Here is a 24,830-nt window from a genome sequence, read left to right on the forward strand (position 1 = left end):
CCATGAAGGTCGTGTTCCGCACCAGCGATGCCCCGCTCCCCCGTCTCGTCACCCGGTTGGTGACGCAGGATATGCTTCCAGCAGACCTGGATGCGGTGGTGCGCGAAGGGGCGGCTGTGGCGCGGTTTAGTGGGAAGACCGGACAAGTGTTCGAGGCCTTTGTTGCGGGGGAAGGCGGTGTGAAGCGTCTTGCCCTTGCCGGGCTAGGCAAGGCTGACGCGGCAGAGCGCACTGCCAACCTCGAGAAGGCAGGTGCTGCGCTCACCGCCAAGTACCTGACCTCGGGCGAAGCGGGTCTGGCGATCGACTTCACTGGAACGGGTCTGACCGGGACAGAGGCTGCCTCGGTTCTGTTTGGTGCGCGCCTTCGCGCCTGGCGGCATGATGTCTATCGCACGAAGCTGGCGCAGGAGCAGAAGCCTTCACTGACAGAGATCGTGGCGGTTGGCGCGCCTGAAGGCACTGCTGCTGCTTGGGACATCGAGGCTGCTCTGGCCGAAGGCGTCGAGTTTACGCGCGAACTCGTCGCCGAACCTGCAAACATCATTTATCCCGAAAGCTTTGTCGAACGTGCCAAGGCCCGACTTGAAGGCACGGGCGTCGAGATCGTCGTCCTTGGTCTGGCTGAAATGACTGCGCTGGGCATGGGGGCACTGCTGGGCGTTGCCCAAGGCTCGGTGCGCGAGCCCAGGCTGCTCGCAATGCGCTGGAAGGGGGCAGAAGCCGATAAGCCCACCGCCTTCGTCGGCAAGGGTGTGACTTTCGATACTGGCGGCATCTCGATCAAGCCAGCGGCCGGCATGGAGGACATGAAGTGGGACATGGGCGGCGCGGCTGCCGTTGCGGGCACCATGCTCGCGCTCGCCCGGCGCAAGGCGAAGGCTGATGTCATTGGTGTTTGCGGGTTGGTCGAGAACATGCCCGATGGCAACGCCCAGCGTCCAGGCGACGTGGTGACCTCAATGTCGGGGCAGACGGTCGAAGTGATCAATACCGACGCCGAAGGCCGTCTGGTGCTTTGCGACGCGCTGACTTGGGTCCAGAAGGAGTATGCGCCCAAGACCGTGATCGACCTCGCCACGCTGACCGGCGCAATCATCATCTCGCTCGGACACGAGTATGGCGGCATGTTCAGCAACGATGATGCACTGGCGGCCAAGCTGGATGCAGCTGGGAAGGGCAGTGGCGACAAGCTTTGGCGCTTCCCGATCGGCGCGGCTTACGACAAGCTGATCGATAGCCCGATCGCCGACATGAAGAACGTTGGGCCCCGCTTTGGTGGCTCGATCACCGCGGCGCAGTTCCTGCAGCGCTACATCGACAAGGGCGTGGCTTGGGCGCACCTTGATATCGCGGGGATGGTCTGGGCCGACAAGCCGGGCCAGACTTGGGACAAGGGTGCGACGGGGTACGGTGTCCGCCTGCTCGACCGCTATGTCCGTGACGTGCTGGAGGTCTGATTTTTCATGCCTAAGATGCGGCGCAAGTCAGATCTGCCGACCAAGACTTGCGCCGCGTGCGGCCTGCCGTTCACCTGGCGCAAGAAATGGGAGCGGGATTGGGACAACGTCAAATTCTGTTCCGATCGATGCCGCAGCGGCAAGGGCAAGGTGGCAGGCTGATGCGCGTCGATTTCTATCAGTTGTCAAATGATCCTGCAGAACAGGTGCTTCCGCTGATCGCGCGCAACACGCTTTCGGCTGGAGAGCGACTGCTGATTGTATCAGAGGACGAAGCGCAGCTTCGCCGTGTCAGCGAGGCGTTGTGGACGCGGCTGCCCGAGACGTTCCTTGCCAACGGGCGCGCAGGCGGGGACCAGGAGGAACGCCAGCCGATTCTCCTGTCGGATACTCCCGAACCATCCAATGGCGCGCAGTTCATGGCGCTGGCCGACGGGGTTTGGCGCGAGGGACGCTTCAAGCGCGTGTTCTTGCTCTTCCCGCCCGCCCGTATTGATGACGCACGCGGTTGCTGGCGCATGCTCGGCACGCGCGAAGGCGTCGAGCGGCGCTACTGGCGGCAGGAAGGTGGCAGGTGGAAGGAAGGGCCGTAAGCGCTATCCTTGCACCGCAGCACAAACATCGCTAGGGGCGCGCCCAACGAAATTCCAAATATCGCAAGGAACGTCCCATGGCGGTTACCCGCACATTTTCGATCATCAAGCCCGACGCCACGCGCCGCAACCTGACCGGCGCGGTTACCAAGATGCTGGAAGAAGCAGGCCTTCGCGTCGTCGCTTCGAAGCGTATCCACATGTCGCGCGAGCAGGCTGAAGGCTTCTATGCCGTTCACCGTGAGCGTCCCTTCTTCAACGACCTCGTCGAGTTCATGATCTCGGGTCCGGTCGTCGTGCAGGTGCTCGAGGGCGAGAACGCCATGCAGCGCAATCGCGACATCATGGGGGCGACCAACCCGGCAAATGCAGAACCCGGCACGATCCGCAAGGAACTGGCAGAATCGATCGAAGCCAATACCGTCCATGGCTCGGACTCGGACGAGAATGCGGCGATCGAGATTGCCTACTTCTTCAAGCCGGAAGAAATCGTCGGCTGATCGGCACAAGCCATCGAACATGAACGGGCCGGAGCAGCGATGCTCCGGCCCGTTTGCGTCTTGGTAGCTGGACCATTGTACAATGTTGCAGGGATGCAACGCATCATTGCAAAAGATCTGTTATCATTAATAACCAACTTTGTATGTCCTGCGTACAACTGCTATGAAAGTAGCTGTTCCGAAACGAGAACAGGCGGGCCCTCGGGCTCATTCAGGGAGGATGCCTGATGTTTTTCCAACGCGCTTCCGCGCGCCTCTTGGCGCGTACGAGCATGTTTGCTGCTGCAGCTTTTGCTCTTTCACAGCCAGCTTTGGCGCAGGACGCGGCGCAGGAAGCCGCTGCCGACGATATCGGCGGCGAGATCATCGTGACCGCACAGAAGCGTGCGCAGTCGCTATCCGACGTGTCGCTTTCTGTCGCTGCCGTCGGTACCGAACAGCTTGCAGCCAACAACACCGTCAACCTTGAAGGTCTGCAGGCGCTGGTGCCGTCCATCAGCTTCGGTAACGACTTCAACTTCGCCAAGCTGTTCATTCGCGGCATCGGTCTGTCGAGCTCGCTGCCTGGCGTCGATCCTTCGGTCGCGCTGCATGTCGATGGTGTAGTTGTCGGACTGGCGCAGGCGCAGCTCGGCTCGATGTTCGACCTTGAGCGCGTCGAAGTACTGCGCGGGCCTCAGGGCACACTCTACGGTCGCAATGCCACCGGCGGCGCAGTCAACCTCATCACCGCCAAGCCAACCGACAAGCTCGACGGCTATGTCCGCCAGACTATCGGCGGCGACGCTTTCCTGATCCAGACTGACGCCGCGATCGGCGGGCCGATCGCCGAGGGCGTCCGCGCTCGCGTCGCCGTCCAGCGCATCCATCGCGACGGCTATGGCATCAACGAATTCACTGGCAACCAGATCGACAACGCCAACCAGTGGTCGGTGCGCGGACATCTGCAGTTCCTGCCGACGGACAAGCTTTCGATCCTGCTGACCGGCGAACTCCACACCGAGAATGACCGCTCGCTGGCCGTCAAGTTCCGCGAAGTCTCGTTCCCAGGTACGACCGTCGCCAGCCTCACGGCACTGGGGCAGCGCACCAACGCCGATGGCAGCCAGGCATCGTTCGCCAAGAACGTGCGCAACCTCAACACCAATTACGACCCGATCAACGATCGCAAGCAGTATGCTTTCACCGGCATCATGGACTATGCGGCGTCGGACGCAGTCTCGCTGAAGTCGTTGACCAGCTATCGCAACTTCCGCGCAATCTTCTTCCACGATTTCGACATGTCGTCGTACGCTGGCTACCCTCTTGCGCAGACCAACGCGGTGCGGACCAGTGCCAACCACTGGCAGCCGGTGTTCGAACACCAGTTCAGCCAGGAACTTCAGGCCAACGTCGATACCGACAAGCTGCACGCTGTGTTTGCCGGGTTCTACCTCAAGGAGAACATCCGCGTCGAAAACCATATCGGCTTCGACGTCCTGACCAACACCGATCCCTATCGCGTACAGTTCGACGGCAAGCTCGATGTCGAGACCTGGGCCGTCTTTGCGAACGTCACTTATGACTTGACCGAGCAGTTCTCGATCAAGGCTGGTGGCCGCTATTCGTGGGAAAAGCGCAAGATCAAGAACAACAGCGGCATCGGCACCGCGGCGACAGGCTTCGTGCTCGATACCTTGCAGTGGGACACCTCAAAGACTTGGGATGATTTCTCGCCGTCCCTCGGCGTCGAGTTCCGCCCCAACGATGACGTGATGGCCTATTTCAACTGGTCGCGCGGGTTCAAGTCGGGCACCGCCGAAATTGGTTCGCGGCGCTCTGCCACGGCAACGACGCCATTCGTGAATCCGGAGAAAGTCGAGGCTTTCGAAGGTGGTATCAAGTACAGCGCCGGTTCGCTTCAGACCAACCTCGCGGTGTTCTACCAGAAGCTGAAGAACGGGCAGTTCCAGCGCACCTTCCCGATTCCGAACCCGCCGTTCTTCGCCAGCAATCTCGAGAATGCAGCAGAATCGCGTGCTTATGGCGCAGAGTTCGAACTGCGCTGGCGTCCGGTCGCCGGTCTGTCGATCGACGCTTCAGCCGCCTATCTGGATTCGAAGTTCACCAAGTTCTTCTCAAAGGATCCGCTTAACGCTGCGCTGTTCGGACCCGGCGGGAGTTCGATCCCCGACCAGGATCTCTCGGGGAACGCAACCCGCATGAGTCCGAAGTGGACGCTGAACTTCAACCCAACGTACACTGCCAGCATGTCGAGCGGTGCGAGCGTGATGTTCGGTACCAATGTTTCCTACCGCTCAAAGCAGTTCCATACCGAATTCAACGACGATCGCCTGTCCGCAGACGGCTACGTGATGGTCGATGCGAACGTGAAATATCGCCACTCTGATGATCGGACCTCGGTCAACCTTTGGGTGCGGAACCTGACCAACGAACTGGTCTGGGCAGGCAGCTATGCAGTGGCCACCAGCCGCACGATCGGCGGTACCCTGATGCCGCCGCGCACGTACGGCGTCACCTTGGGCTACGAATTCTGATCGACCCCGAACGGGTCACCTCATTGGGCCGCCGGTTCACTCCGGCGGCCTTTTTTGTTACGCGGACAGCCAAGGGAGATTCGCATGCAAGGAATGGGTGGGGACGATTGCCCCTTTGAGTTCAATTTTGACGCAGCCACGTTCAAAGTTGGCGATACCGTAAGTTACCGCGTTGTCGGAAACTCGATGTTCGACGGCATGCCGTTCGCCGGCGAGTTGCTTGAGGTGCATGACGACCACGTTGTGATCGCAGGGGACGCCGGCGATCCCTCGGTGCGCTATCGCGGCACGCGTGAGAGCCGCCCGCAGGTGCAGGCGGACGAGATCTAGGCTGGAACGCTGCTCTCGCCGCAATACCACCGGGTCAACCCCAACGCGATCGTGGCAACACCAAGTAGGCCGAGCAGGATGGGCAAGCTGTAGCCGAAGCCACCTGTGAGGATCAGGGCAGCCACGATTGCGGCCGTGGAACATCCGAGGTCCCATCCTCCTTCGGTGGCCATGTTGAAGCGCAGGGTGCACTTTGAGCGCTGTGCCATGGCATAGAGCGGCGAGAGCATAGCCGTCGCCAGCATTGGCGTTGCCATGGCGCCGAGCGCGGTCGCCAATAGCGCGGGCAGGGGCGATGACCACGCCATGGCTTTGATCATAAGAACTGCCGCGCCGAAGCCGTAGGCAAGCGCAAGTGAATGCGTGCCGCGTCCCCGGTCGATCAGACGGCCGATCAGCAGGCTTCCCGCCGCTGCACCGAAACCCGCCAATGCCATCGCTCCGCCAAAACTCTCGAAGCTCTGGCCAAGCGTCACGAACAGCGCCAAGTTCCAAACCACCACCGAACAGCCTGACTGCAGCCCCTCTGCAAAATAGATGCGACGGCCGTTTCTGACGATGTTTGGGTCTGCTCGACCTTCCCGGGGAATTTCAGGATTGGCCGCTCCGATGAGGGGAAGGCCCGCGAGCAACTGGATTGCTGCGATCACGGCAAAACCAGCCACGGTTCCAGCCCAGGAAAGGAGAAACCCTCCAGCCACCGGGGCCACGATTCCTACGGTCGCGGTGGTCGCCTGCTGAATCGACACCTGTTTGCCCATTGCATCGTTGTCACCAGCGGAAGAGACGTAAGCATGATAACCGGTCCAGTAGAGCACGCTGCCGAGGCCAGAGATTACGATGTAGGCCACAAGCATCGGGCCAAGCCCGGAAACGAGCGGCAGCATCAGGAATGACACTGCTCGAATCCCGACGCCGAGAAGCAGCACCGTCCGCAAGCCATAGGCATAGGCTACCGGCAAGACCGCCGCGCGCAGGGCGAAGCGCGAGAGCAGGACGAGAGCGAAACTCGTCAGCGCAAGTGAAGGGCTGAGCCCCTGCTTGATGAGGAAGCCAACGACGAAAAGGCCTCCGCTGGCCTCTACAAACGATTGCAGTCCAGCGTGTGCGTAGATCCGCTGGATTGTGGTGAGCGCCATGATGCCCTCAGAATTCCAACATTGCCGCAAGGCGGCGCGGAGCGACTGCAGTCCAGCTGCGACGCAGCCAATCGGCGGCGTGATCCCAGTCGACGTCTGGGCGGTTGAGGATCAGTCCAGCCCAGCCGCTTGCACCATAATAGGCCGGGCGGAACCAGGAGTCTTCGTCCTGTTCGATCAGCGCAGCAAGTTCGTCCTGCCCGCTGGTCTTTACCAGCAGCGCGATGTGCGGCGTGCCGTGATGCTGGTCGTTGAAATAGGCGAAATACTTGCCGCCGACGCGCCATCCGGGAGCGCCATGACTTTCGCGTTCCTCGACTTCAGGGAGTGACAAAGCGAGCGCGCGAACTTGCTCGAGGAGCCAGTCCGCGCTGTTTTCACGGGCAACGTAAGACGCGAGAGTTCGAGAAAAAAGCTGATGCTCGGCAAACAGGACGCGGGCCGCAAGGCTCTCGCCAGTATCGCCGGGAATGATCGCAACCGGCGTCTGGCCGAGGATCGGACCATCGTCGAGTTCGGCCGTCACGAGATGGACCGTGCATCCGCCGTGGCTGTCGCCTGCCGCAATGGCCCGGTCGTGTGTGTGTAGGCCCTTGTACTTGGGTAATAGCGAAGGATGAATGTTGAGCATCCGCCCCTCCCAGCGCCCGACAAATTCGGGGCTGAGGATGCGCATGTAGCCCGCCAGTGCAATGTAGCGGGCGCCCGCCTTCAGCACTTCCGCTTCCATCAGCGCGTCGTGCTCGGCGCGCGGGATCCCCTTGTGGGGCAGGCAGAACGTGGCGATACCTTCTGCCTCGGCAAGCTTCAGTCCTGAGGCTTCGGGGTTGTTCGAAAGCACCAGAACAATTTGGTATGGGCAGTCTGCCGCGCGGCTAGCATAAAGCAGCGCGGCCATGTTGGTCCCGCTGCCTGAGATGAAGACGGCGACAGGAATGCGATCAGCCAAGGTGCGTCGCTTCCCACGCTTCGCGTGCCGACCATGTCTCGACGCTGCCAGTAACGGTGCAACCCTTATCGCCCGCAACGATCTCGCCGACGCGGTACACCGTCTCTCCGGCAGCAGTCAGGTCCGCGCTCAGCGAATCGGCTTGGTCTGGTTCAACGGCCAGGATCATGCCGATCCCGCAGTTGAAGGTCCGCGCCATTTCCTCGGGCTCGATATTCCCCTGCGCCTGCAGGAAAGCCATCAGACGGCTCTGCTCCCAACTGTCTGCATTGATACGCGCGTGGAGACCACGGGGCAGTACGCGCGGCACGTTCTCCAGCAAGCCACCGCCGGTGATATGGGCCAGCGCGTTGATGCGGCCCGAGCGGATGAAGGGCAGCAGGCTCTTCACGTAAATGCGGGTCGGTTCGATCAGATAGTCGATGAGCAGGCGCTCGTTGTCGAACAGGGCAGGGCGGTCCAGCTTCCAGCCCTTGTCAGCAGCAAGACGGCGAACCAGCGAGTACCCGTTGGAATGGACGCCAGACGAGGCAAGTCCGAGAAGCACATTGCCTGCTGCCACGAGGTCTCCGGTCAACTGCTCTCCGCGCTCGACAGCGCCGACGCAGAAGCCTGCGAGGTCGTAGTCCCCATCAGCATACATGCCCGGCATTTCGGCAGTTTCGCCGCCGATCAGCGCACATCCGGCAATCTTGCAACCTTCGGCGATACCGGCCACGACGCGCTCGGCCACGCCGTTGTCGAGGCGGCCGGTGGCGAAGTAATCCAGAAAGAAAAGTGGTTCTGCGCCCTGAACGATGAGGTCGTTGACGCACATCGCAACGAGGTCGATGCCGATGTTGTCATGGCGGTCATGGTCGATGGCGAGCTTGACCTTGGTGCCCACGCCATCGTTGCCCGCGACCAGCAGCGGGTCGTTGTAACCTGCTGCCTTGAGGTCGAAGAAGCCGCCAAAACCGCCCAGTTCGGCGTCGGCGCCGGGGCGGGCGGTGGCCTTCGCCAGCGGGCCGATGGCCTTCACCAGCGCGTTGCCAGCGGCAATGTTCACGCCGGCCTTGGCGTAGCTGTAGCTCTCGGGCTTGTTCTGGTCGTCGCTCATGGACCGCGCGCCTAGCGCTTTCTTGCTTGGATTTCCACTTGCCTTTGGGCAAAAGCCGAGGGCAAGGCCTGTTTGTCCCCGAATGTGCGGCCTCATTGCAATTGGAGTTCCCTTGGTCGCCCTGCGCCTGCCTTTCGAAAAAGCAAAGAACCGCAGGGCCATGGGCCTCGCCCTTGCCCTCGTCCTTGGCGTCGGCGGTGCCGCGCTCGTGGCGCAGATCGAGGGTGATCGCGGGATACCACCGATCGCCAGCAACGGCGATTATGAGGTGCGCGGAATCACCGTCAACGTTAGCGGCGACAACGCGGAGGACGCCCGCAACAAGGGGTGGCGCGAGGCGCAGCGCAAGGCTTGGACCAAGTTGTGGGAAAGCAACGGCAGCGGCGGTGCAGCGCCGGGACTCGATGATTCGACAATCGAATCGATGGTCTCGGCCGTGGTGGTCGAGCGTGAGCAGATCGGTCCACGTCGCTATATCGCCACGCTCGGCGTGATTTTTGACCGGGCGCGCACTGGCGAAAGGCTGGGCATGACGGGCATCAAGGCACGCTCGGCGCCCATGCTCGTCATCCCCGTGCTCTATCAGGGCGGCGTTGCCACCGTGTTTGAGACGCGCACGCCCTGGCAGAAGGCCTGGGCCGAGTATCGCACCGGTAGCAGCGCCATCGATTACGTTCGACCGGCAGGGGCTGGCTCCGATTCGCTGCTGTTGACGGCGGGCCAGCTTGACCGCCGCAGCCGCAACTGGTGGCGCATGATCCTCGACGAGTTTGGCGCTGCCGACGTGATCATGCCGATCGCCCGGCTGGAACGGCAATTTCCCGGCGGCCCCGTCAACGGCACGTTCACTGCGCGATACGGTCCGGACAACCGTTTCCTTGGCACTTTCACCCTGACCGCAAAGAGCGAAGCGGAACTTCCCGCGATGCTCGAACAGGCGATCGCCCGACTCGACGGGATCTATACGCAGGCGTTGATTGCCGGCACGCTGAAGCCGGACCCGACCCTGAACATGGCCGCCGAGATCGATCCAAGGCTTATCGAGCAAACACTCGCCACAGCCGGGCCGGTCGCCGTCTCGACTCAGGCGGCAGGTCCTGACGAAGCGCCAGTGGCGACACCCACCGCCAGTGCAAGCGCGGCTGCCACGACGAATGTCACGATTCAGTTTGCCACTGCCGATGGTGCGGCGGTCGATGCGGGGATGGCTGCCGTGCGAAGTGTCGCTGGCGTGAAAAGTGCGGTCTCTTCCTCCATTGCCATTGGGGGCACATCGGTGATGCGCGTAACCTACGCTGGCGATATCGACGCGCTCGCCGCCGCCTTGCGCGCACAGGGCTGGCGGGTCACGGTGGGCGCTGGCGCCCTGTCGATCCGCAAGTAACCGAAACGGCAATTCGAGCGTATAAGCGGGAAATGTCGTCGCAGATCGCCCTTCCGCTGGTGACAGCGCGCGGAGCCGAGACCGTGGTCATGGGCCCCAGTCTCGCGCCCGTGGTCGAGGCATTGAACGCGGCTGATCGCTGGCCCTTCCGCACGGCCATTCTCGCAGGACCGCCGCGTTCGGGCAAAAGCCTGCTGGCCCGCTGGTTTGCCGAAAGCGGGGCTGGCGAGGCTGTCGACGGTGCCGATTCGCTGCCGGAAGATGAACTGTTCCATCGCTGGAACCGCGCTCAGGCTGACGTTCGCCCCTTGTTGCTCGTGACCGACCGGGCTCCGGGAGAGTGGAAGGTTGCCCTTCCTGATCTGGCCTCGCGCCTTGGATCTGCCTTGCTGATCGAAATCGGCCCTCCCGACGACGAGCTAGTTGCAGGGCTCGTCGTGGAACATTCGGCGCGGCGCGGGCTTGTCCTGGGAGAGCAGGTACTGGGTTATCTGTTGCCCAGAGTGGAACGATCGCATGTTGAAATCGAGTTGCTGATTGAAACTCTTGACCGCCTGTCTCTTGAGCGTAAATCAGCCGTCACCATATCGCTGGTTCGCGACGCACTTGCCGAGCGGACAGGGGAATTCCAGCCGCGCTTGCTTTAGGCGGTTGAAAGAGAGAGAATTGGGGCATGTTTAACGGCCTGATCGCCTATCTGGACTCGATCCGCTCGCGCGACCCTGCGCCGCGTTCGCGCTGGGAAATCCTGTTATACCCGGGCCTCTGGGCAGTAGGCTTTCATCGCGTCGCCCATTGGCTGTTCGAAGCAGAGCTGTATTTCCTCGCTCGTCTGGTCAACCATTTTTCCCGCTTCGTCACCGCGATCGACATTCATCCGGGCGCGAAGATCGGGAAGCACTTGTTCATTGACCATGGCTTCACCGTCATCGGCGAGACGGCGGAGATCGGCGACAACGTCACGATTTATCAATGCGTCACGCTGGGTGGAACAAATCCTGCGAACGGCGTTCCCGGCAAGCGCCACCCGACCTTGAGTGACAACGCGATAATCGGTTCTGGCGCACAGATACTTGGTCCGATCACGGTTGGTCCGCGAGCCCGTGTCGGAGCCAATGCCGTGGTGACCGATGACGTGCCAGAGGGTGCGACGATGGTTGGCCTGAAAGCCCGCTCGACGCTCGTTCCTGCTGAAACGTGGCTCAAGGAGTTTATTCCCTACGGCACACCCTGCAAGGAGCCTTGCGAGCCGAATGGCGGGACGAGGGTTGATGAGCTGGAAGCGGAAGTCGCCCAACTCAAGGCTCAGGTCGCCGCGTTGATCGCTGCGCATGACGGCGAAACGCCCGCGCCCGCGCCAACGACGGTTGGCCGGAGGACGCGCCGCTGAGCATGGGTGGGCCAGATGCTGGCACGCCCGGCAGTGTCCTGCCCTTTCCTGCCGTGCGTGCCGTTCAGCAGGTCGGCTTCGAGCGAGTAGAATTGCTGAAGATCCTCGATCTATATGGACGGATGGTCGCAGCAGGTTTCTGGCGTGACTATGCGATGGATTTTGGCAAGGACGCCGCCATCTTTGCGGCGTTCAAGCGCACGGCGGAGCGCCCCATTGCCCGTATCGAGAAGCGCCCGTCGCTGCGCGGCAAGCAAGGCATGTGGGCTTTGTTCGGCGAGGCAGGTCAGGTCCTCAAACGCGGCCACGATCTTGCTGGCGTGCTTTCCCCGCTTGAGCGCAAGCTCTTGAAGGTGGTCGAGGACTAGCCTTTCGGCTTGAGCAGGAAGTTCATCCAGCAACTGGCAAGTGGTTTCGTCCGGTCGGCCTGCCAGGCTTCGGCACGAACATTGGCGATGCGCCGACCTGCGCGGATCACTTCACCGAGCGCAAATGTTTCCACCGTGATGCCACCTCGCAGGTATTCAACCGAGATGTTGACCGGCTTGATCCTGATGCGGGCATCTTCCTCACCCAGTTCCGCGTGAAGCGCCATGATCGCGGCAATCTCGAGCAGTCCGGCAATCACGCCACCATGGAGAAAGCCCGGTCTACCCATCGCGCGGTCGGCAAAGTCCATCGCCAAGAGCGGAGACCCATCAAGCATGCCGTCAATTCGCATGCCCATTGAACGTGCATATGGCGGCAGACGCTCGGACAGCGCGTTTGTCGCGGCGATCATGCCGATGCTCCCGGTTCGCGTGCCCAGCCATCAGCTTCGACCTGAATGAATATCCCCGCTGCGTGCGCAACAGGGTCGGCAATATCGCCGTCGTGGGCAATGCCCCGAACGAATGCCATCGACTTCTTGAGCTGATAGCATTCGGCCCAGGCGATGATGGTTTTCCCTGGCGTTGCCGCTCGGACATAATCGACCCTTAGGTCGAGCGTTACCTGGGGGCGAAAGCCGCCGCGAAGTGCCCACACCGACATGGAAGTGGCATTGTCGAGCAGGCTTATGATCGGGCCGGAAGCAAGGACCCCGGTTTCTGGATCACCGACAAGGTCTTCCCGCCATGGCAAAGCCAGTTCAACCCAGTTGTCACCATGCGTATGATACTGCATGCCGATAAAGCCGGTATGGCCATGGCGCATCATGAATTTGCCGAACTGCGACGGGTCGAAACTCAGGCCCTGCGGTATGACGGGGCGTCCACCGGTTTTTTCGGAATTGCTGTCCATCGGGGAATCACTGCCGTACGCCCGGCGGGATTACAAGCGGATTAAGCGCTTGGTTAAAAGGCGCTACCCGCGAGCGCGTCGATAGCTCCCTGAAGAATGAGCGCTGCCGCGTGGGAATCGATTCGTTCGGCGCGCTTGGCCCGGCTGAAATCCTGCTCGATCATCGCACGCTCGGCCGCCTGGGTTGTCCAGCGTTCGTCCCAGAGCAGAATGGGCAGGCCGAGGTCCTCCAGATTACGCGCGATCGCCCGCGCCCCTTGCGAGCGGGGGCTTTCCGAACCATCCATGTTGAGCGGCAGGCCGATGACAAGCCCGCGCACATCGCGCTCGGCAATCAGGTTGGAAAGTTTGGCCTTGTCGGCCATGAATTTGCTTCGGATGAGCGTCTTGCCTGCCGTGGCGAAGCGCCAGTCGCGATCGCACAAGGCAATTCCGATGGTCTTCGTTCCGGTGTCCAAACCCATCAGCACGCCGCCCTCGGGCAGCAGATCGCGGATGGACAGGGCTGACTGGGTAATCACCGTGCGGTTCCTCCGCGCGCCTCTTCCCATGCTGCGGTCCGCCGTCCGACGTCTGCTCTGAGATTGGACCAGAACAAGGGTATGTCATAGACGTGGTAGTTGTTGCCAGGGAGGACAAACGGCCCAAGATCCGGCGGATCACCTATCATCAGCAGGCCCGTTCTGGCGTCGCAGCGGGCCGGAACAGCCTTGGTGATCAACTCGCCGCTCTTCAGGTCCTTGCTGGGCTTCAACGTGCCGAGATTTGCCGAAGCAGGCGCACTGCCACCGACGCTTCCGTTGAGCGGGTTGGTACAAAGCACAGGCTTTGCGTCTTTGGCTTTTCCATCAAGTGCAGGGCGCGTGCGATAGGCTTCAAGCACCAATTCCGGGTCGGCGGGTTCAGCGAAACTGGACCATGTCATGATGCAGCCAATAGCCTCAGCTTTGGCGCAAGCGGGCAGTCCAAGTGAAGGAAGGTCGTGTTCGACCGAGATCGGCCAACCGATCGGGTAGGCGGCCACCACACGGGCAGCGAGCGGCGTACCGGCCACGCGATCCTTCAGCAGATGCATCAGATGCAACGCGCCCTGGCTGTGCCCAGCCAGCACAATTGGTGCATCGGGCGGTGTCGCTGCCAGGAAAGCATCGAAGGCTTGTCGAACGTCGAGGTATGCAGTGCTCAACGCCAGCTCCCCTTCGGCCTTGTCGGTAAGGAACGCGCCGAAGGCGGCTTGGCGATAGCGCGGAGCCCAGACCTGCGCCTGCCCGTTGAAGGCAGAGGCCATGCCTTGGACGAAATAGGTGGCACGGCGATTCGTATCGGTATCGTCGAGCGGGCCGTTCCAGCTCTCGCGCGCGAGGTAACTGGTCGGATGAATGAAGAACACGGCCGCTGACGCGCCCGGGCCACCAACACTCTTTGGGGCGCCAGCTGGAAGCCACTGCGCGGGATCGCCAGCACCGAGGCCGGGTCGGGCAAGCCACATGCGGTTGCCGGAATAGGCATCTGCGGGCAGCGGGTCGAGGCGAGCATAATCGACGCGCGGCACGAAGGCGAATCGGGTCAGTTCGTTCTGCCATATGCGCAGCGCAAAAATCGCCGCTATGACCATCACGACAAGCAATGCGATAAGATAGAGGAACTTGCGGGCCATTGGCAGCAGACCTTCAGGCTGGATTGCGCTTCGCGTCGTTGCGCTCGGCCTGCCGCTCGAGCGCGATCTTGAGCATGGCAACTATCGGGTCGGCGAGCATCAGACCGAGGATGCCGAACAGCAGCCCGAACATGAGCTGCGCCCCCAGTACAAGAGCAGGCGCCAGATCGGCTGTCCGCTTGGCCACCATCGGCACGATGATGTTACCGTCGACAGTCTGCACGATCACATAGACCGCTATACAGAAAAGACCCATCTCGGTGCCGCCTGAAAAGCCTACCATGATCATCAGCGCGCCCGAAATCGGTGCGCCGATATTGGGCAGGAAAGCGAGGAGGCCAGTCAAAAGGCCAAGCAGGGCCGCCATGGGCACGCCCCACCACGCGAGCAGTGCCCATGTCGCAACGCCTTCGACAGCCATGCCAATGAGTCGCCCGAACAGAAGCATGCGCAGCGACTTGCCCATGCGCTGGGCCGTCCCTTCCCAATGATGCCGACTGTCTTCCGGCAGCATCCACGCTACCCCGCGACGATACAGATCCGGCTCCAGGACAAAGTAGATCGAGAGGATGAAGATCAGGAACGCGGTGGTGAAGCCGCCGAAGATTCCGCCAAGCGCGCGAGTCACTTGCCCGACGCTGCCTAGAACCTGGCTGGCAATGCCCTGCAGATCGAAGCTCTGCATGGAAATGCCGTGGCCCTGCGCCCATAGCGTGAGATTGGTGATCTGGGTCTGGATCACCTTGGGCAGTTGTGCCGCCTGCTCCGCGATCTGCCCCCCAGCAAAGATCACCAACCAGATCAGGAAGGCGAAGGCACCAAGAAGAACGAGAGTGATCCGCACCCCGCGCGGCAGCCATGGTGCGACGCGTGCGATCAGCCGCTGCCCACCGTCGATCATCGCGGCAAATACCACGCCCCCGATAATGACCATGATCGGCTGGGCAAGCATCACTGCCAGAGCGAACAACCCGGCGATGCCGAGCCAGACCGTGGCCTTCTTGGCTTCGCGGCGGACGAGGTCGTCGGTGATGTCGGTCGGTCCGGTACTTGTGGCCGGGTTCGTCTCGTCCATGCGATTCACGGCTCCCCTGTTGCGCCATCGGGCAAAGGCTGGCGACGAATTTCGGGCCGAAGTCTGGTCCACGCACGGCCGTTGCGCAAGGCAGACCACCAGGTTGCCGGGTTCCAGCTTTCGCTGCCATCAAGCGAAAACGTGACGAACTCAGCTCGCCCGCCGACATTGGCCAGCGGCACCGGACCACCCAGCCCTCGCTCCTCGATCGGCGCGCGGCTGTCTGCCGAATGGTCTCGATTGTCGCCCATCAGGAACACATGGCCCTCGGGCACGCGTGTTTCGGGATAGTTGTCCAGTATCTGGTCCATGTGATCGATGATCACGTAGCTCGCGCCGTTTGGCAGCGTCTCGCGAAACGCTGGCAGCTCGTAGACTTCGCGTCCGTTGGCAAGTCGCGTTCGGTAGCGCTCGAACATGTCGTAGCAAGGCGCGCCGTCACAGCTGAGTTGCGGGTCGGCAGGGATCTGCACCGGAGGCTCTGCCTGCTGGGGCACGAGCTTGCCGTTGAGGATGATCTGGCCGTGAATCACCGCGATCCTGTCTCCGGGCAGTGCCACGACGCGCTTGATGTAGTCCTCGTCCCTGTCAGGTGGAACGGCGATGACGATGTCGCCGTACTCCGGCGTCCGCGGCAGAATCCGTTCCTGTCCCCGCGGTAGCACGTGAAAAGAGGCCGACACCCACGACCAGCCGAACGGATACTTCGAGACGATCAACCTGTCGCCCACGAGCAGGTTGGGCATCATCGAGATCGACGGAATGTAGAAGGGCTTGGCGATCAGGCTGTGGAACGTAACCACGGCCAGCAGCATCAGGAAAAGCCCGCGGATTTCGGCCCACCAATCCACGCCGCCGGGAGGGGGCGGGGGAGGGGAGACCTGTGCGGATGAATTATCGGAAAACTGGTCGGTCAAGCTTGAGGCTTTTCAGGAAGGGCGCGAGCCTCGATCACCACGAAGGCCTGTGCCCACGGATGATCGTCGGTCAGCGTGAGATGGACGACGGCTTGGTATCCCTCGGGCGTAATGGCTGCAAGACGGGCCGCTGCACCGCCGGTCAGCGCCAGAGTGGGCGCACCGGACTTGGCGTTGACTACCCCGATGTCTTTCATGAACACCCCGGCTTTGAATCCGGTTCCAACCGCCTTCGAGAAGGCCTCCTTGGCCGCGAACCGCTTCGCCAGCGTTCCGGCCATCGTGTAAGGGCGGCGCGCGGCCTTGGTTTTCTCGACGTCGGTGAAAACGCGATTGATGAAGCGCTCACCGAAGCGGTCCAGCGAGTTCTGGATGCGCTCGATGTTGCAGAGATCAGAGCCGATCGCGATGATCATGCGGGCGCCTTCACCGCGCCTCATCCATCAGGTCACGCATCCGCCGGACTGCGCTTTCCAATCCAACGAAGATGGCCTCGCCGATCAGGTAATGACCGATGTTCAATTCCGCGAGCTGTGGAATGGCGGCAATGGGCTGCACGTTCTCATAGGTCAGACCGTGACCTGCATGCGGTTCGATACCGTTGCGTGCGGCAAGCGCTGCCATGTCGGCAATGCGCTTCAATTCCACCGCTCTCTGCTCGCCTTCGGCATGGGCGTATTCACCGGTATGCAGTTCCACCACCGGAGCGCCCAGCTTCATAGCAGCTTCGATCTGGCGCGCTTCGGGGGCGATGAACAGGCTCACCCGAATTCCCGCATCCCTCAGTCGTGAAACGATCGGCGCGAGTCGGTTGTGCTGTCCAGCTGCATCCAGTCCGCCTTCGGTCGTGCGTTCCTCGCGCCGCTCGGGCACGATGCAGGCGGCAAGTGGCTTGTGACGCAGCGCGATCTCGACCATCTCGTCCGTCGCCGCCATCTCCAGGTTCAATGGCAGGTTGGTCGCTGCCTGGATGCGAGCAAGATCCTCGTCGCGGATGTGTCGGCGATCCTCGCGAAGGTGTGCAGTAATGCCGTCGCCGCCGACGCTCGCCACGATCTCTGCGGCACGCACCGGATCGGGGTGATCCCCGCCGCGCGCATTGCGGATCGTGGCCACGTGATCGATGTTCACGCCAAGGCGAAGGCGGCCCGGAAAGAGGACGTTCATCAAGGCTTGGCCCGGCTGCCCGGCTTCACCGCTTCGGTCGCGGCGAGTTCGGGCGGCAACTCGTCAGGGGCATAGGTCGGGAAGTTCAAGGCGACGAGCGGGAAGAACGGAACGCCGAGATCGACACTGCCAGCCGAACGATCGACCAGAGACGCAGCGGCAATCACCACGCCGCCCGCTTCCTCGATCGCCTTGATCGCCTCGCGGCTGGAAAGACCGGTAGTGACCACGTCCTCAACCATCAGCACCTTCTCGCCCGGATTGAGCGAGAAACCCCGGCGCAGTTCGAACGTGCCGGTCGGCCGTTCCACAAACATCGCCTCGACTCCGAGCGCGCGGCCCATTTCATGGCCGATGATCACACCGCCCATCGCCGGGGCGACGACCTTCTGGATCTGCTGTCGAAGCTCGCGCGGGATCTTCTGTGCCGTGGCAGCTGCAAGGCGCGAGGCACGCATCGGGTCCATCAGGACTCTCGCGCATTGGAGGTAGTGTGCGCTGTGACGGCCCGACGAGAGCAGGAAGTGACCCTCGAGCAGGGCTTGGCTGGCGCGGAATTCGGAAAGGATCTCGTCTTCGAGCATCGGTCTGCCTGAAATGCTGCTGCAATGCACCGCAAATGGCCCTTGCCCGCGCCCGGGGCAACCCTTTTCGAACCCTTGTGTAACCGAGTGTTACTGCCTTGCCCGAATGGCCATGGAAGCCCCATGAAAAATATGCGTTCTGCGGCTTGAGGCTTGTGACAGCTACGCGTATAGGCCGCTCCAATCGAGGGACTTAGGGAAGGGGCGAGAGCACCTTCCTGATGCAGCGCAACAAGCGCGCAAACAGGGAAAAAGCGGAAACTTTGACGATGAGTCTTGCCGATACCGCCCGTTCCATGGGCAAAGCTTTCCGGACATTTGGCCGGACCCTTGGCGTCGCTGCTGCGCTGACTTTCGGAGCTCAGGCGATGGCTGCTGCACCTGCAGCACCGGTCGCTGCCGAAGCACCGGCTGCCGTCGCGAGCGACTCGGCCGCAGCTGCAGCGCCTGCTGCTGCTGAAGCCGCGCCGGTCGACAAGGGGTACTACACCCCGATGAAGCCGACGCCCGGCAAGGGTCAGCCGGTGGACACGGGCTGGACTTTCCAGGACCAGTACTCGCCGACGGGTGAACAGGCGCTGTGGATGCACGACGTGATCCTCATGCCGATCATCGTCGCGATCTCGATCTTCGTGCTGATCCTTCTGGTGATCGTGGCAGCCCGCTTCAACAAGCGCGCGAACCCTGTCGCTTCGAAGACCAGCCACAACACGCTGATCGAAGTCGTCTGGACGCTCGTTCCGGTGCTGATCCTCGTTGTCATTGCGGTTCCGTCGATCCGGCTTCTGGCCCATCAGTACGAGCCCGCTCCCAAGGGTGCGGTCACCGTCAAGGTTACTGGCTACCAGTGGTACTGGGGTTACACCTATCCTGATAATGGCGGCTTCGAAGTCATTTCGAACATGCTTTCGGAAGAAGATGCGCTCAAGGCTGGTGAGCCCGGTCACCTTGCGGTCGATAACCGCATGGTCGTTCCGGTCGGCGAACCGATCCGCATCCAGACCATCGGTTCGGACGTGATCCACGCCTTTGCCGTGCCGTCGCTGTGGTTCAAGCTCGACGCCGTGCCGGGCCGCATCAACGAGAAGGTGCTCTTCATCAAGGAGCCGGGCCTCTATTACGGCCAGTGCTCCGAGCTGTGCGGCGCCCGTCACGGCTATATGCCGATCGCGGTGGAAGCCCTGCCGCGCGACAAGTTCGAGGCATGGGTGAAGACCCAGCCCGGTGGCACCGTGGGCGCGGCTCCTGCCGCTGCTCCTGCCGCCTGACGCGAAGTTCATGGACAAGGTTTGACCGAGATGGCCACCATTCCCGCAAACGAAGGCTTCGATGCGCATCATGATGCGCACGACCACGATCATGACCACAAGCCGGGCTTCTTTGCCCGCTGGTTCATGTCCACCAACCACAAGGACATCGGCACGCTCTACCTGATCTTCGCGATCTTCGCGGGAATCATCGGTGGCGCGGTGTCGGGCATCATGCGTGCCGAACTGGCAGAGCCGGGTATCCAGTACCTCGGCTGGTGGACCAACTTCGTCGGCGGCAACGCTGCCGATTTCAACCAGACGCTCCATATGTGGAACGTGCTGATCACCGCACACGGCCTGATCATGGTGTTCTTCATGGTCATGCCCGCTATCATCGGTGGCTTCGGCAACTGGTTCGTTCCGATCATGATCGGCGCGCCGGACATGGCCTTCCCCCGCATGAACAACGTTTCGTTCTGGCTGACCTTCGTGGGCTTCTGCTCGCTTATGATGTCGGCCTTCATGCCGGGCGGCACGGGTATCGGCGCTGGCACGGGCTGGACGGTCTATGCACCGCTTTCCACTTCGGGCTCGGTCGGTCCTGCGGTCGATTTCGCGATCTTCTCGCTGCACCTTTCGGGCGCTGGCTCGATCCTGGGCGCGATCAACTTCATCACCACGATCTTCAACATGCGCGCGCCGGGCATGACCCTGCACAAGATGCCGCTGTTCGTGTGGTCGGTGCTGGTTACCGCATTCCTTCTGCTGCTCGCGCTGCCGGTGCTTGCTGCCGCGATCACCATGCTCCTGACCGACCGCAACTTCGGCACGACCTTCTTCGATCCGGCCGGTGGCGGTGATCCGGTTCTCTACCAGCACCTGTTCTGGTTCTTCGGTCACCCGGAAGTGTACATCATGATTTTGCCGGGCTTCGGCATTATCAGCCAGATCATCTCGACCTTCTCGAAGAAGCCGGTGTTCGGCTACCTCGGCATGGCCTATGCCATGGTCGCGATCGGTGTTGTCGGGTTCATCGTGTGGGCGCACCACATGTACACCACCGGCCTCGACGTGAACACGAAGATGTACTTCACCGCTGCAACCATGGTCATCGCGGTGCCGACCGGCATCAAGATCTTCTCGTGGATCGCGACGATGTGGGGCGGCAGCCTCGAGTTCAAGTCGCCGATGGTATGGGCGATCGGCTTCATCTTCCTGTTCACCGTGGGCGGCGTCACCGGCGTCGTGCTGGCGAATGGTGGCGTGGACGACAACCTGCACGACACCTACTACGTCGTCGCACACTTCCACTACGTGCTGTCGCTGGGCGCGGTGACTTCGCTCTTCGCAGGGTTCTTCTACTGGTTCCCGAAGATGAGCGGCCGCATGCACTCCGAGTTCCTGAGCCACTTGCAGTTCTGGATATTCTTCGTCGGCGTGAACCTGATCTTCTTCCCGATGCACTTCCTCGGGGTCCAGGGCATGCCGCGTCGTTATCCCGACTACGCCATGGCCTACTCGTATTGGAACAAGATCGCTTCGATCGGTTACGTCATCATGGCCGTCTCGATCGTGATCTTCTTCATCAACATCCTCTACGCATTCCTTGCCGGCAAGAAGGCTGAAGCCAACTACTGGGGCGAAGGTGCGACGACGCTGGAGTGGACCCTGTCCTCGCCCCCGCCGTTCCACCAGTTCGAAACCCTGCCGGTGATCGACGACGCAGCTCACGCACACTGAGCCGGTCGTTGGCCCAAGGGCTGACACATGAAAGGGCCTCCGGAGCAATCCGGGGGCCTTTTTCGTTGCCGCTGCATTACTGCAAGGGCAGCCCTTTTGGGTGCAGCCTCACCTCGTCCCCTTTCGCTTTCCATGGGCGTCAGCTGCGCGTATAGGCGCAGCCAATCATGGATTCTGCACCCCCCCTTGGCTCCACCGTAGCCCTGCCCGCGGAGTGGCGCGATTTCTTCGCGCTGACCAAGCCGCGCGTGATGACGCTCGTCATCTTCAGCGGCCTGTGCGGCCTCCTCGCCGCTCCCGGAGAAATCCACCCCATCCTCGCCTTCACGGCCATTCTGTGCATCGCCATCGGTGCCGGTGGCGCGGCTGCATTGAACATGTGGTGGGAAGCTGATCTTGATGCCGGGATGAAGCGCACGTCCAAGCGCCCCCTGCCTTCGGGGCGCATGGACCCTACGTCGGCCCGCGACTTCGGCTTTGCGCTGTCGGGCGCTTCGATCGTGATCATGGGGCTCGGCGTGAACTGGCTCGCTGCTGCGATCCTGGCGTTTTCGATCTTCTACTACGCCTGGATCTATACGGTCTGGTTGAAGCCGCGCACACCGCAGAACATCGTTATCGGTGGTGGGGCAGGGGCCTTTCCGCCGCTGATCGGCTGGGTTGCGGTCACGGGCGACATCACGCTCATGCCGGTGCTGCTGTTCCTGATCATATTCATGTGGACGCCGCCTCACTTCTGGGCACTCGCACTGTTCGTGCAGATCGATTACGCCAAGGTCGGCATACCGATGATGCCGGTTGTGGCGGGCGAGAAGTCAACGCGCCGCCAGATTCTGATCTACGCGCTATTGCTTCTGCCAGTCACACTCGCACCGTGGTGGATCGGCGGCACAGGCTGGGTCTATGGTGTCTCGGCGCTGGTGCTGGGGCTGATCTTCGTACTGCTTTCTGCGCAGGTCGGGCTCCGCGTGACTGGTTCGGACGACAAGATGCTGCCGGAGAAGCGGCTGTTCGGATACTCGATCCTGTACCTTTTCGTCCTTTTCGGCATGCTGGCGGGGGACCGGCTTGCCACTGTTCAAGGCTGGCAATGATGAACGACCCCCTCGATCACGTGCATCTCTCAAAGGAAGAATCCGAGCTCTATCGGGCCCGGCAGCGCAGCCGCAACAAGGTCATGGGCATCGTGCTCGGCTCGCTCGCGATCCTTTTTTTCGCCATTTCCATCGTGAAGATCGCCGCGCAGGTGACGGGCAAGCACTGAGATGGCAACGACGCTAGCGCCAGATGCGCGCAAGAACCGTAAGGTCGCTCTGCTCGCAGCCGGTGGGGCCTTGGCCATGCTCGGCCTCGGATACGCCTCCGTGCCGCTCTATCGCCTGTTCTGCCAGGTGACGGGTTACGGGGGCACCACGCAGCGGGCCACGGCAGAGAAGCTTGCTGGCGTGAAGGTCGCCGGCAAGATGATCCGTGTCCGGTTCGACGCCAACACCGCGCCCGGCCTGCCGTGGATGTTCAAGCCGCAGCAGGTCACGCAAGACCTGCGCATCGGTGAACGCAAGATCGCGACATTCGAGGCCCGAAACCTCTCCGGTCGTCCTGTCACAGGTACGGCAATCTTCAACGTCTCGCCCGAACAGGCCGGCAAGTACTTTAACAAGATCCAGTGCTTCTGCTTTACCGAACAGAAGCTCCTGCCCGGGCAGGACGTCCGGATGCCGGTGATCTACTACGTCGATCCGGCGATTCTCGACGATCCCGGTGCCAGCAACATCGAGGAGATCACGTTGAGCTATACGTTCAACGAGACTCCCGAAAGCGCTGCACAGGCGAACAATTCCGCCGGGGCCAAGCCTCTTGCCTTCTTGGCAGAAAAGCCTCTGGACCGCGCGCAAGTGCGGCGATAAAGGCCCAAGTGAACTGAGCCCGGAGCGTATCGCTGCGGGCCTGCCATTACGACCAGACTTGACTGGGGGAATTCGACGATCATGGCCGGCGCAAAGAACCACGATTATCACATTCTGCCGCCCGACGTGTGGCCCTTCATCGGCGCCATCTCGGCGCTGACCATGACCACTGGCGGCGTGTTCTACATGCACAAGATGGCCGGCGGTCATGCGATCTTCTTTGCGGGCCTGTTGGGCGTGATCATCACGTTCTTCTCGTGGTTCGGCAAGATCATCAAGGAAGCCCATGCGGGCGACCACACTCCGGTGGTGCAGCTGCACCAGCGCTACGGCATGATCCTGTTCATCGCTTCGGAAGTGATGTTCTTTGTCGGCTGGTTCTGGGCCTTCTTCGACTTCTCGCTGTTCCCGTCGGAGCTGGCCGAAGTGGTCGGTGGTCAGTGGCCGCCAAAGGCGATCGAAGCGGTTATGGACCCGTTTGATCTGCCACTGCTCAACACGCTGATCCTGCTCTGCTCGGGCACGACACTCACATGGGCACACCACGCGCTTATCCATGGCGACCGTGATGGTTTGAAGAAGGGGCTGTGGGCTACGATCCTGCTCGGCGCGGTGTTCTCAGCCATTCAGGCCTATGAGTACGCCGGTGCACCGTTTGCATTCGGCACCAACACCTTTGGTTCGTCGTTCTACATGGCGACCGGCTTCCACGGCTTCCACGTGATCGTCGGCACGATCTTCCTGATTGTCTGCCTGATCCGCGCCTATAAGGGCCACTTCACCCCCCGTCAGCACTTCGGCTTCGAAGCTGCTGCTTGGTACTGGCACTTCGTTGACGTGGTTTGGCTGTTCCTTTTCATCGCCATCTACGTTTGGGGCAGCTGGGGCTATCCGACTCATTGATGCCTGAAGGCGAAAGCCAGAAAACGAAGGGGCAGCCGGGAATTACCCAGGCTGCCCTTTTCGGTTTGTGCCCGCGTTGCGGCGCGAAAGGCCTGTGGGCGGGGCCAGCCGCTCTGGCCGAACGGTGCTCGGCCTGCGCCCTCGAGTTCGAGCGGCATGAGCCACGCGGTCGTGGCATGTACCTCGTCGTCCTGCCGGTCACGATCCTGCTGGTTCTCGCGGCATTGAAGCTAGACGACATCATCAGGCTGCCGGTGTGGGCACTCCTTGGCCTCTGGGGTGTCATTGTCCCGCTGGTAGTGTCGGCGGCCCTGCGCTTCGCCAAGACAATCGCGCTGATGGCGCGACTCGACAAGGAAGGACTTCTGTAATGCGGCGCGTTCCGATCGGTTCCACGTTCATCGTGATCGCAGCCGTGCTGACGATGATCGGCCTCGGTGTCTGGCAGCTTGAGCGTCTGCAATGGAAGCAGAACCTTCTAGTACATTACGCAACGGCGATGAGCGACTCAGCGGAGGCGAGTTACCCCTCGTCAGATCCACAGGAAGTCGAGGCAGTCCTGTTCCGCCGCGCCACTGTCGACTGCCGCTTTACCTCGGAATGGAACTCCATCTCCGGCCGCAACACGAGTGACAAGGCGGGCTACGTTCACATCGTCCTGTGCGGGATCGAGGGCAATCGGACGGCGTATGTGCAGGCAGGCTGGACGCAAGGCCCGCAGCATCCGGACTGGAAGGGCGGCAGGGTCAGCGGCCTGATCGCCCCCTATATCGGCGGCGGCGCTCGCCTGATCGCCGATCCGCCCGCTCCCGGTTTCACCGCCAGCGCCAAACCTGATCCGAATGACATCCCGAACAATCACCTCGCCTATGCAGTGCAGTGGTTCTTTTTCGCAGGCGTAGCGTTGGTGATCTATGGCTTGGCCCTGCGCAAGCGTTGGCGCGAGCGCGGCTGACGCCAGAATCCTT

General features: G+C 61.8%; 30 protein-coding genes. 18 read left to right on the plus strand and 12 right to left on the minus strand.

Going from position 1 to position 24,830, the window contains the following annotated elements; genetic code table 11:
• The first annotated feature begins 2 nt into the window (after positions 1-2).
• The 6 genes from IQ25_RS10400 to IQ25_RS10425 all read left to right on the plus strand — a co-directional run bounded on the left by IQ25_RS10400 (position 3) and on the right by IQ25_RS10425 (position 5,420).
• Complete coding sequence (locus IQ25_RS10400) at positions 3-1,460, plus strand: leucyl aminopeptidase (protein WP_144905465.1); 1,458 nt, start codon at positions 3-5, stop codon at positions 1,458-1,460.
• 6 nt (positions 1,461-1,466) lie between these two features.
• Positions 1,467-1,622 (plus strand): DUF2256 domain-containing protein, encoded by a 156-nt coding sequence (locus IQ25_RS10405; RefSeq protein ID WP_144905467.1) that lies wholly within the window; start codon positions 1,467-1,469, stop codon positions 1,620-1,622.
• On the plus strand, positions 1,622-2,053 hold the full coding sequence (locus IQ25_RS10410; protein ID WP_144905469.1) for a DNA polymerase III subunit chi: 432 nt from the start codon (positions 1,622-1,624) through the stop codon (positions 2,051-2,053). The genes IQ25_RS10405 and IQ25_RS10410 overlap by 1 nt, the downstream gene beginning before the upstream one ends.
• A gap of 77 nt (positions 2,054-2,130) precedes the next feature.
• Complete coding sequence (gene ndk, locus IQ25_RS10415) at positions 2,131-2,553, plus strand: nucleoside-diphosphate kinase (protein ID WP_067908053.1); 423 nt, start codon at positions 2,131-2,133, stop codon at positions 2,551-2,553.
• A 227-nt stretch (positions 2,554-2,780) separates the two neighbouring features.
• Entirely contained in the window at positions 2,781-5,090 is a 2,310-nt protein-coding gene (locus IQ25_RS10420) for a TonB-dependent receptor (protein WP_144905471.1), read from the plus strand.
• A gap of 84 nt (positions 5,091-5,174) precedes the next feature.
• Positions 5,175-5,420 carry a hypothetical protein gene (locus tag IQ25_RS10425; protein ID WP_144905473.1) on the plus strand — a complete coding sequence of 82 codons (246 nt, stop codon included), beginning with the start codon at positions 5,175-5,177 and terminating at the stop codon, positions 5,418-5,420.
• On the opposite strand, the gene IQ25_RS10430 is transcribed toward IQ25_RS10425, so the two are convergent.
• Genes IQ25_RS10430 through purM form a run of 3 tightly spaced genes read right to left on the minus strand, consistent with a single transcriptional unit; the run spans position 5,417 to position 8,607 of the window.
• The gene (locus IQ25_RS10430) at positions 5,417-6,559 is read right to left on the minus strand and encodes an MFS transporter (protein ID WP_144905475.1); all 1,143 of its coding nucleotides are present in this window, start codon (positions 6,557-6,559) and stop codon (positions 5,417-5,419) included. The genes IQ25_RS10425 and IQ25_RS10430 overlap by 4 nt on opposite strands.
• A 7-nt stretch (positions 6,560-6,566) precedes the next feature.
• Positions 6,567-7,508: a phosphoribosylglycinamide formyltransferase gene (purN, locus tag IQ25_RS10435; protein ID WP_144905477.1), complete on the minus strand. Its 942-nt coding sequence runs from the start codon at positions 7,506-7,508 to the stop codon at positions 6,567-6,569.
• Positions 7,501-8,607 carry a phosphoribosylformylglycinamidine cyclo-ligase gene (purM, locus tag IQ25_RS10440; RefSeq protein ID WP_144905479.1) on the minus strand — a complete coding sequence of 369 codons (1,107 nt, stop codon included), beginning with the start codon at positions 8,605-8,607 and terminating at the stop codon, positions 7,501-7,503. Before purM ends, purN begins: the two co-directional genes overlap by 8 nt.
• Positions 8,608-8,767: 160 nt before the next feature.
• Between purM and IQ25_RS10445 the strand changes: the two genes are divergently transcribed.
• Genes IQ25_RS10445 through IQ25_RS10460 form a run of 4 tightly spaced genes read left to right on the plus strand, consistent with a single transcriptional unit; the run spans position 8,768 to position 11,749 of the window.
• Positions 8,768-9,991 carry a heavy-metal-associated domain-containing protein gene (locus tag IQ25_RS10445; RefSeq protein WP_246415485.1) on the plus strand — a complete coding sequence of 408 codons (1,224 nt, stop codon included), beginning with the start codon at positions 8,768-8,770 and terminating at the stop codon, positions 9,989-9,991.
• A gap of 32 nt (positions 9,992-10,023) precedes the next feature.
• Positions 10,024-10,638 (plus strand): HdaA/DnaA family protein, encoded by a 615-nt coding sequence (locus IQ25_RS10450; protein WP_144905483.1) that lies wholly within the window; start codon positions 10,024-10,026, stop codon positions 10,636-10,638.
• 26 nt (positions 10,639-10,664) lie between these two features.
• On the plus strand, positions 10,665-11,381 hold the full coding sequence (epsC, locus tag IQ25_RS10455) for a serine O-acetyltransferase EpsC (RefSeq protein WP_144905485.1): 717 nt from the start codon (positions 10,665-10,667) through the stop codon (positions 11,379-11,381).
• A 2-nt stretch (positions 11,382-11,383) separates the two neighbouring features.
• Positions 11,384-11,749 (plus strand): DUF2794 domain-containing protein, encoded by a 366-nt coding sequence (locus IQ25_RS10460; protein ID WP_181447224.1) that lies wholly within the window; start codon positions 11,384-11,386, stop codon positions 11,747-11,749.
• Here IQ25_RS10460 and IQ25_RS10465 read toward each other — a convergent pair.
• The 9 genes from IQ25_RS10465 to pyrE are packed head-to-tail and all read right to left on the minus strand — an operon-like array spanning position 11,746 to position 18,062.
• Positions 11,746-12,162 carry a PaaI family thioesterase gene (locus IQ25_RS10465; protein WP_144905487.1) on the minus strand — a complete coding sequence of 139 codons (417 nt, stop codon included), beginning with the start codon at positions 12,160-12,162 and terminating at the stop codon, positions 11,746-11,748. The two genes, IQ25_RS10460 and IQ25_RS10465, sit on opposite strands and share 4 nt — an antisense overlap.
• Positions 12,159-12,662, minus strand: a complete 504-nt coding sequence (locus IQ25_RS10470; RefSeq protein ID WP_144905489.1) for a PaaI family thioesterase — start codon at positions 12,660-12,662, stop codon at positions 12,159-12,161. Before IQ25_RS10470 ends, IQ25_RS10465 begins: the two co-directional genes overlap by 4 nt.
• A 53-nt stretch (positions 12,663-12,715) precedes the next feature.
• Positions 12,716-13,126, minus strand: coding sequence for a Holliday junction resolvase RuvX (gene ruvX, locus IQ25_RS10475; protein WP_246415521.1), 411 nt, complete (start codon positions 13,124-13,126; stop codon positions 12,716-12,718).
• Positions 13,127-13,179: 53 nt separating this feature from the next.
• Positions 13,180-14,319 carry a DUF3089 domain-containing protein gene (locus IQ25_RS10480; RefSeq protein WP_144905493.1) on the minus strand — a complete coding sequence of 380 codons (1,140 nt, stop codon included), beginning with the start codon at positions 14,317-14,319 and terminating at the stop codon, positions 13,180-13,182.
• 13 nt (positions 14,320-14,332) lie between these two features.
• Positions 14,333-15,394, minus strand: coding sequence for an AI-2E family transporter (locus tag IQ25_RS10485; RefSeq protein WP_144905495.1), 1,062 nt, complete (start codon positions 15,392-15,394; stop codon positions 14,333-14,335).
• A 5-nt stretch (positions 15,395-15,399) separates the two neighbouring features.
• A complete protein-coding gene (gene lepB / locus IQ25_RS10490) occupies positions 15,400-16,311 on the minus strand; it encodes a signal peptidase I (RefSeq protein WP_246415486.1) in 912 nt (303 codons plus the stop codon).
• Complete coding sequence (gene acpS, locus IQ25_RS10495; RefSeq protein WP_144905499.1) at positions 16,308-16,727, minus strand: holo-ACP synthase; 420 nt, start codon at positions 16,725-16,727, stop codon at positions 16,308-16,310. The genes lepB and acpS overlap by 4 nt, the downstream gene beginning before the upstream one ends.
• 10 nt (positions 16,728-16,737) lie before the next feature.
• A complete protein-coding gene (locus IQ25_RS10500; RefSeq protein ID WP_144905501.1) occupies positions 16,738-17,478 on the minus strand; it encodes a pyridoxine 5'-phosphate synthase in 741 nt (246 codons plus the stop codon).
• Positions 17,478-18,062, minus strand: a complete 585-nt coding sequence (gene pyrE, locus IQ25_RS10505; RefSeq protein WP_144905504.1) for an orotate phosphoribosyltransferase — start codon at positions 18,060-18,062, stop codon at positions 17,478-17,480. Before pyrE ends, IQ25_RS10500 begins: the two co-directional genes overlap by 1 nt.
• 269 nt (positions 18,063-18,331) lie before the next feature.
• Here pyrE and coxB point away from each other — a divergent pair, with 269 nt between their 5' ends.
• The 8 genes from coxB to IQ25_RS10540 all read left to right on the plus strand — a co-directional run bounded on the left by coxB (position 18,332) and on the right by IQ25_RS10540 (position 24,817).
• Positions 18,332-19,330, plus strand: coding sequence for a cytochrome c oxidase subunit II (gene coxB, locus IQ25_RS10510; protein WP_144905506.1), 999 nt, complete (start codon positions 18,332-18,334; stop codon positions 19,328-19,330).
• A gap of 30 nt (positions 19,331-19,360) precedes the next feature.
• The gene (gene ctaD, locus IQ25_RS10515) at positions 19,361-21,052 is read left to right on the plus strand and encodes a cytochrome c oxidase subunit I (RefSeq protein WP_144905508.1); all 1,692 of its coding nucleotides are present in this window, start codon (positions 19,361-19,363) and stop codon (positions 21,050-21,052) included.
• A gap of 167 nt (positions 21,053-21,219) precedes the next feature.
• A complete protein-coding gene (locus IQ25_RS10520) occupies positions 21,220-22,146 on the plus strand; it encodes a heme o synthase (protein ID WP_144905510.1) in 927 nt (308 codons plus the stop codon).
• Complete coding sequence (locus IQ25_RS21155) at positions 22,146-22,316, plus strand: hypothetical protein (RefSeq protein WP_181447225.1); 171 nt, start codon at positions 22,146-22,148, stop codon at positions 22,314-22,316. Before IQ25_RS10520 ends, IQ25_RS21155 begins: the two co-directional genes overlap by 1 nt.
• Position 22,317: 1 nt before the next feature.
• Positions 22,318-22,959, plus strand: coding sequence for a cytochrome c oxidase assembly protein (locus IQ25_RS10525; protein WP_144905511.1), 642 nt, complete (start codon positions 22,318-22,320; stop codon positions 22,957-22,959).
• Between the two features lie 81 nt (positions 22,960-23,040).
• Entirely contained in the window at positions 23,041-23,862 is an 822-nt protein-coding gene (locus tag IQ25_RS10530) for a cytochrome c oxidase subunit 3 (RefSeq protein WP_144905513.1), read from the plus strand.
• Positions 23,862-24,233, plus strand: coding sequence for a DUF983 domain-containing protein (locus tag IQ25_RS10535; protein WP_144905515.1), 372 nt, complete (start codon positions 23,862-23,864; stop codon positions 24,231-24,233). The genes IQ25_RS10530 and IQ25_RS10535 overlap by 1 nt, the downstream gene beginning before the upstream one ends.
• Positions 24,233-24,817 carry an SURF1 family protein gene (locus IQ25_RS10540; RefSeq protein WP_144905517.1) on the plus strand — a complete coding sequence of 195 codons (585 nt, stop codon included), beginning with the start codon at positions 24,233-24,235 and terminating at the stop codon, positions 24,815-24,817. Before IQ25_RS10535 ends, IQ25_RS10540 begins: the two co-directional genes overlap by 1 nt.
• The last annotated feature ends 13 nt before the right edge of the window (positions 24,818-24,830 follow it).

The organism is Novosphingobium taihuense (assembly GCF_007830315.1).
Classification (GTDB): domain Bacteria; phylum Pseudomonadota; class Alphaproteobacteria; order Sphingomonadales; family Sphingomonadaceae; genus Novosphingobium; species Novosphingobium taihuense.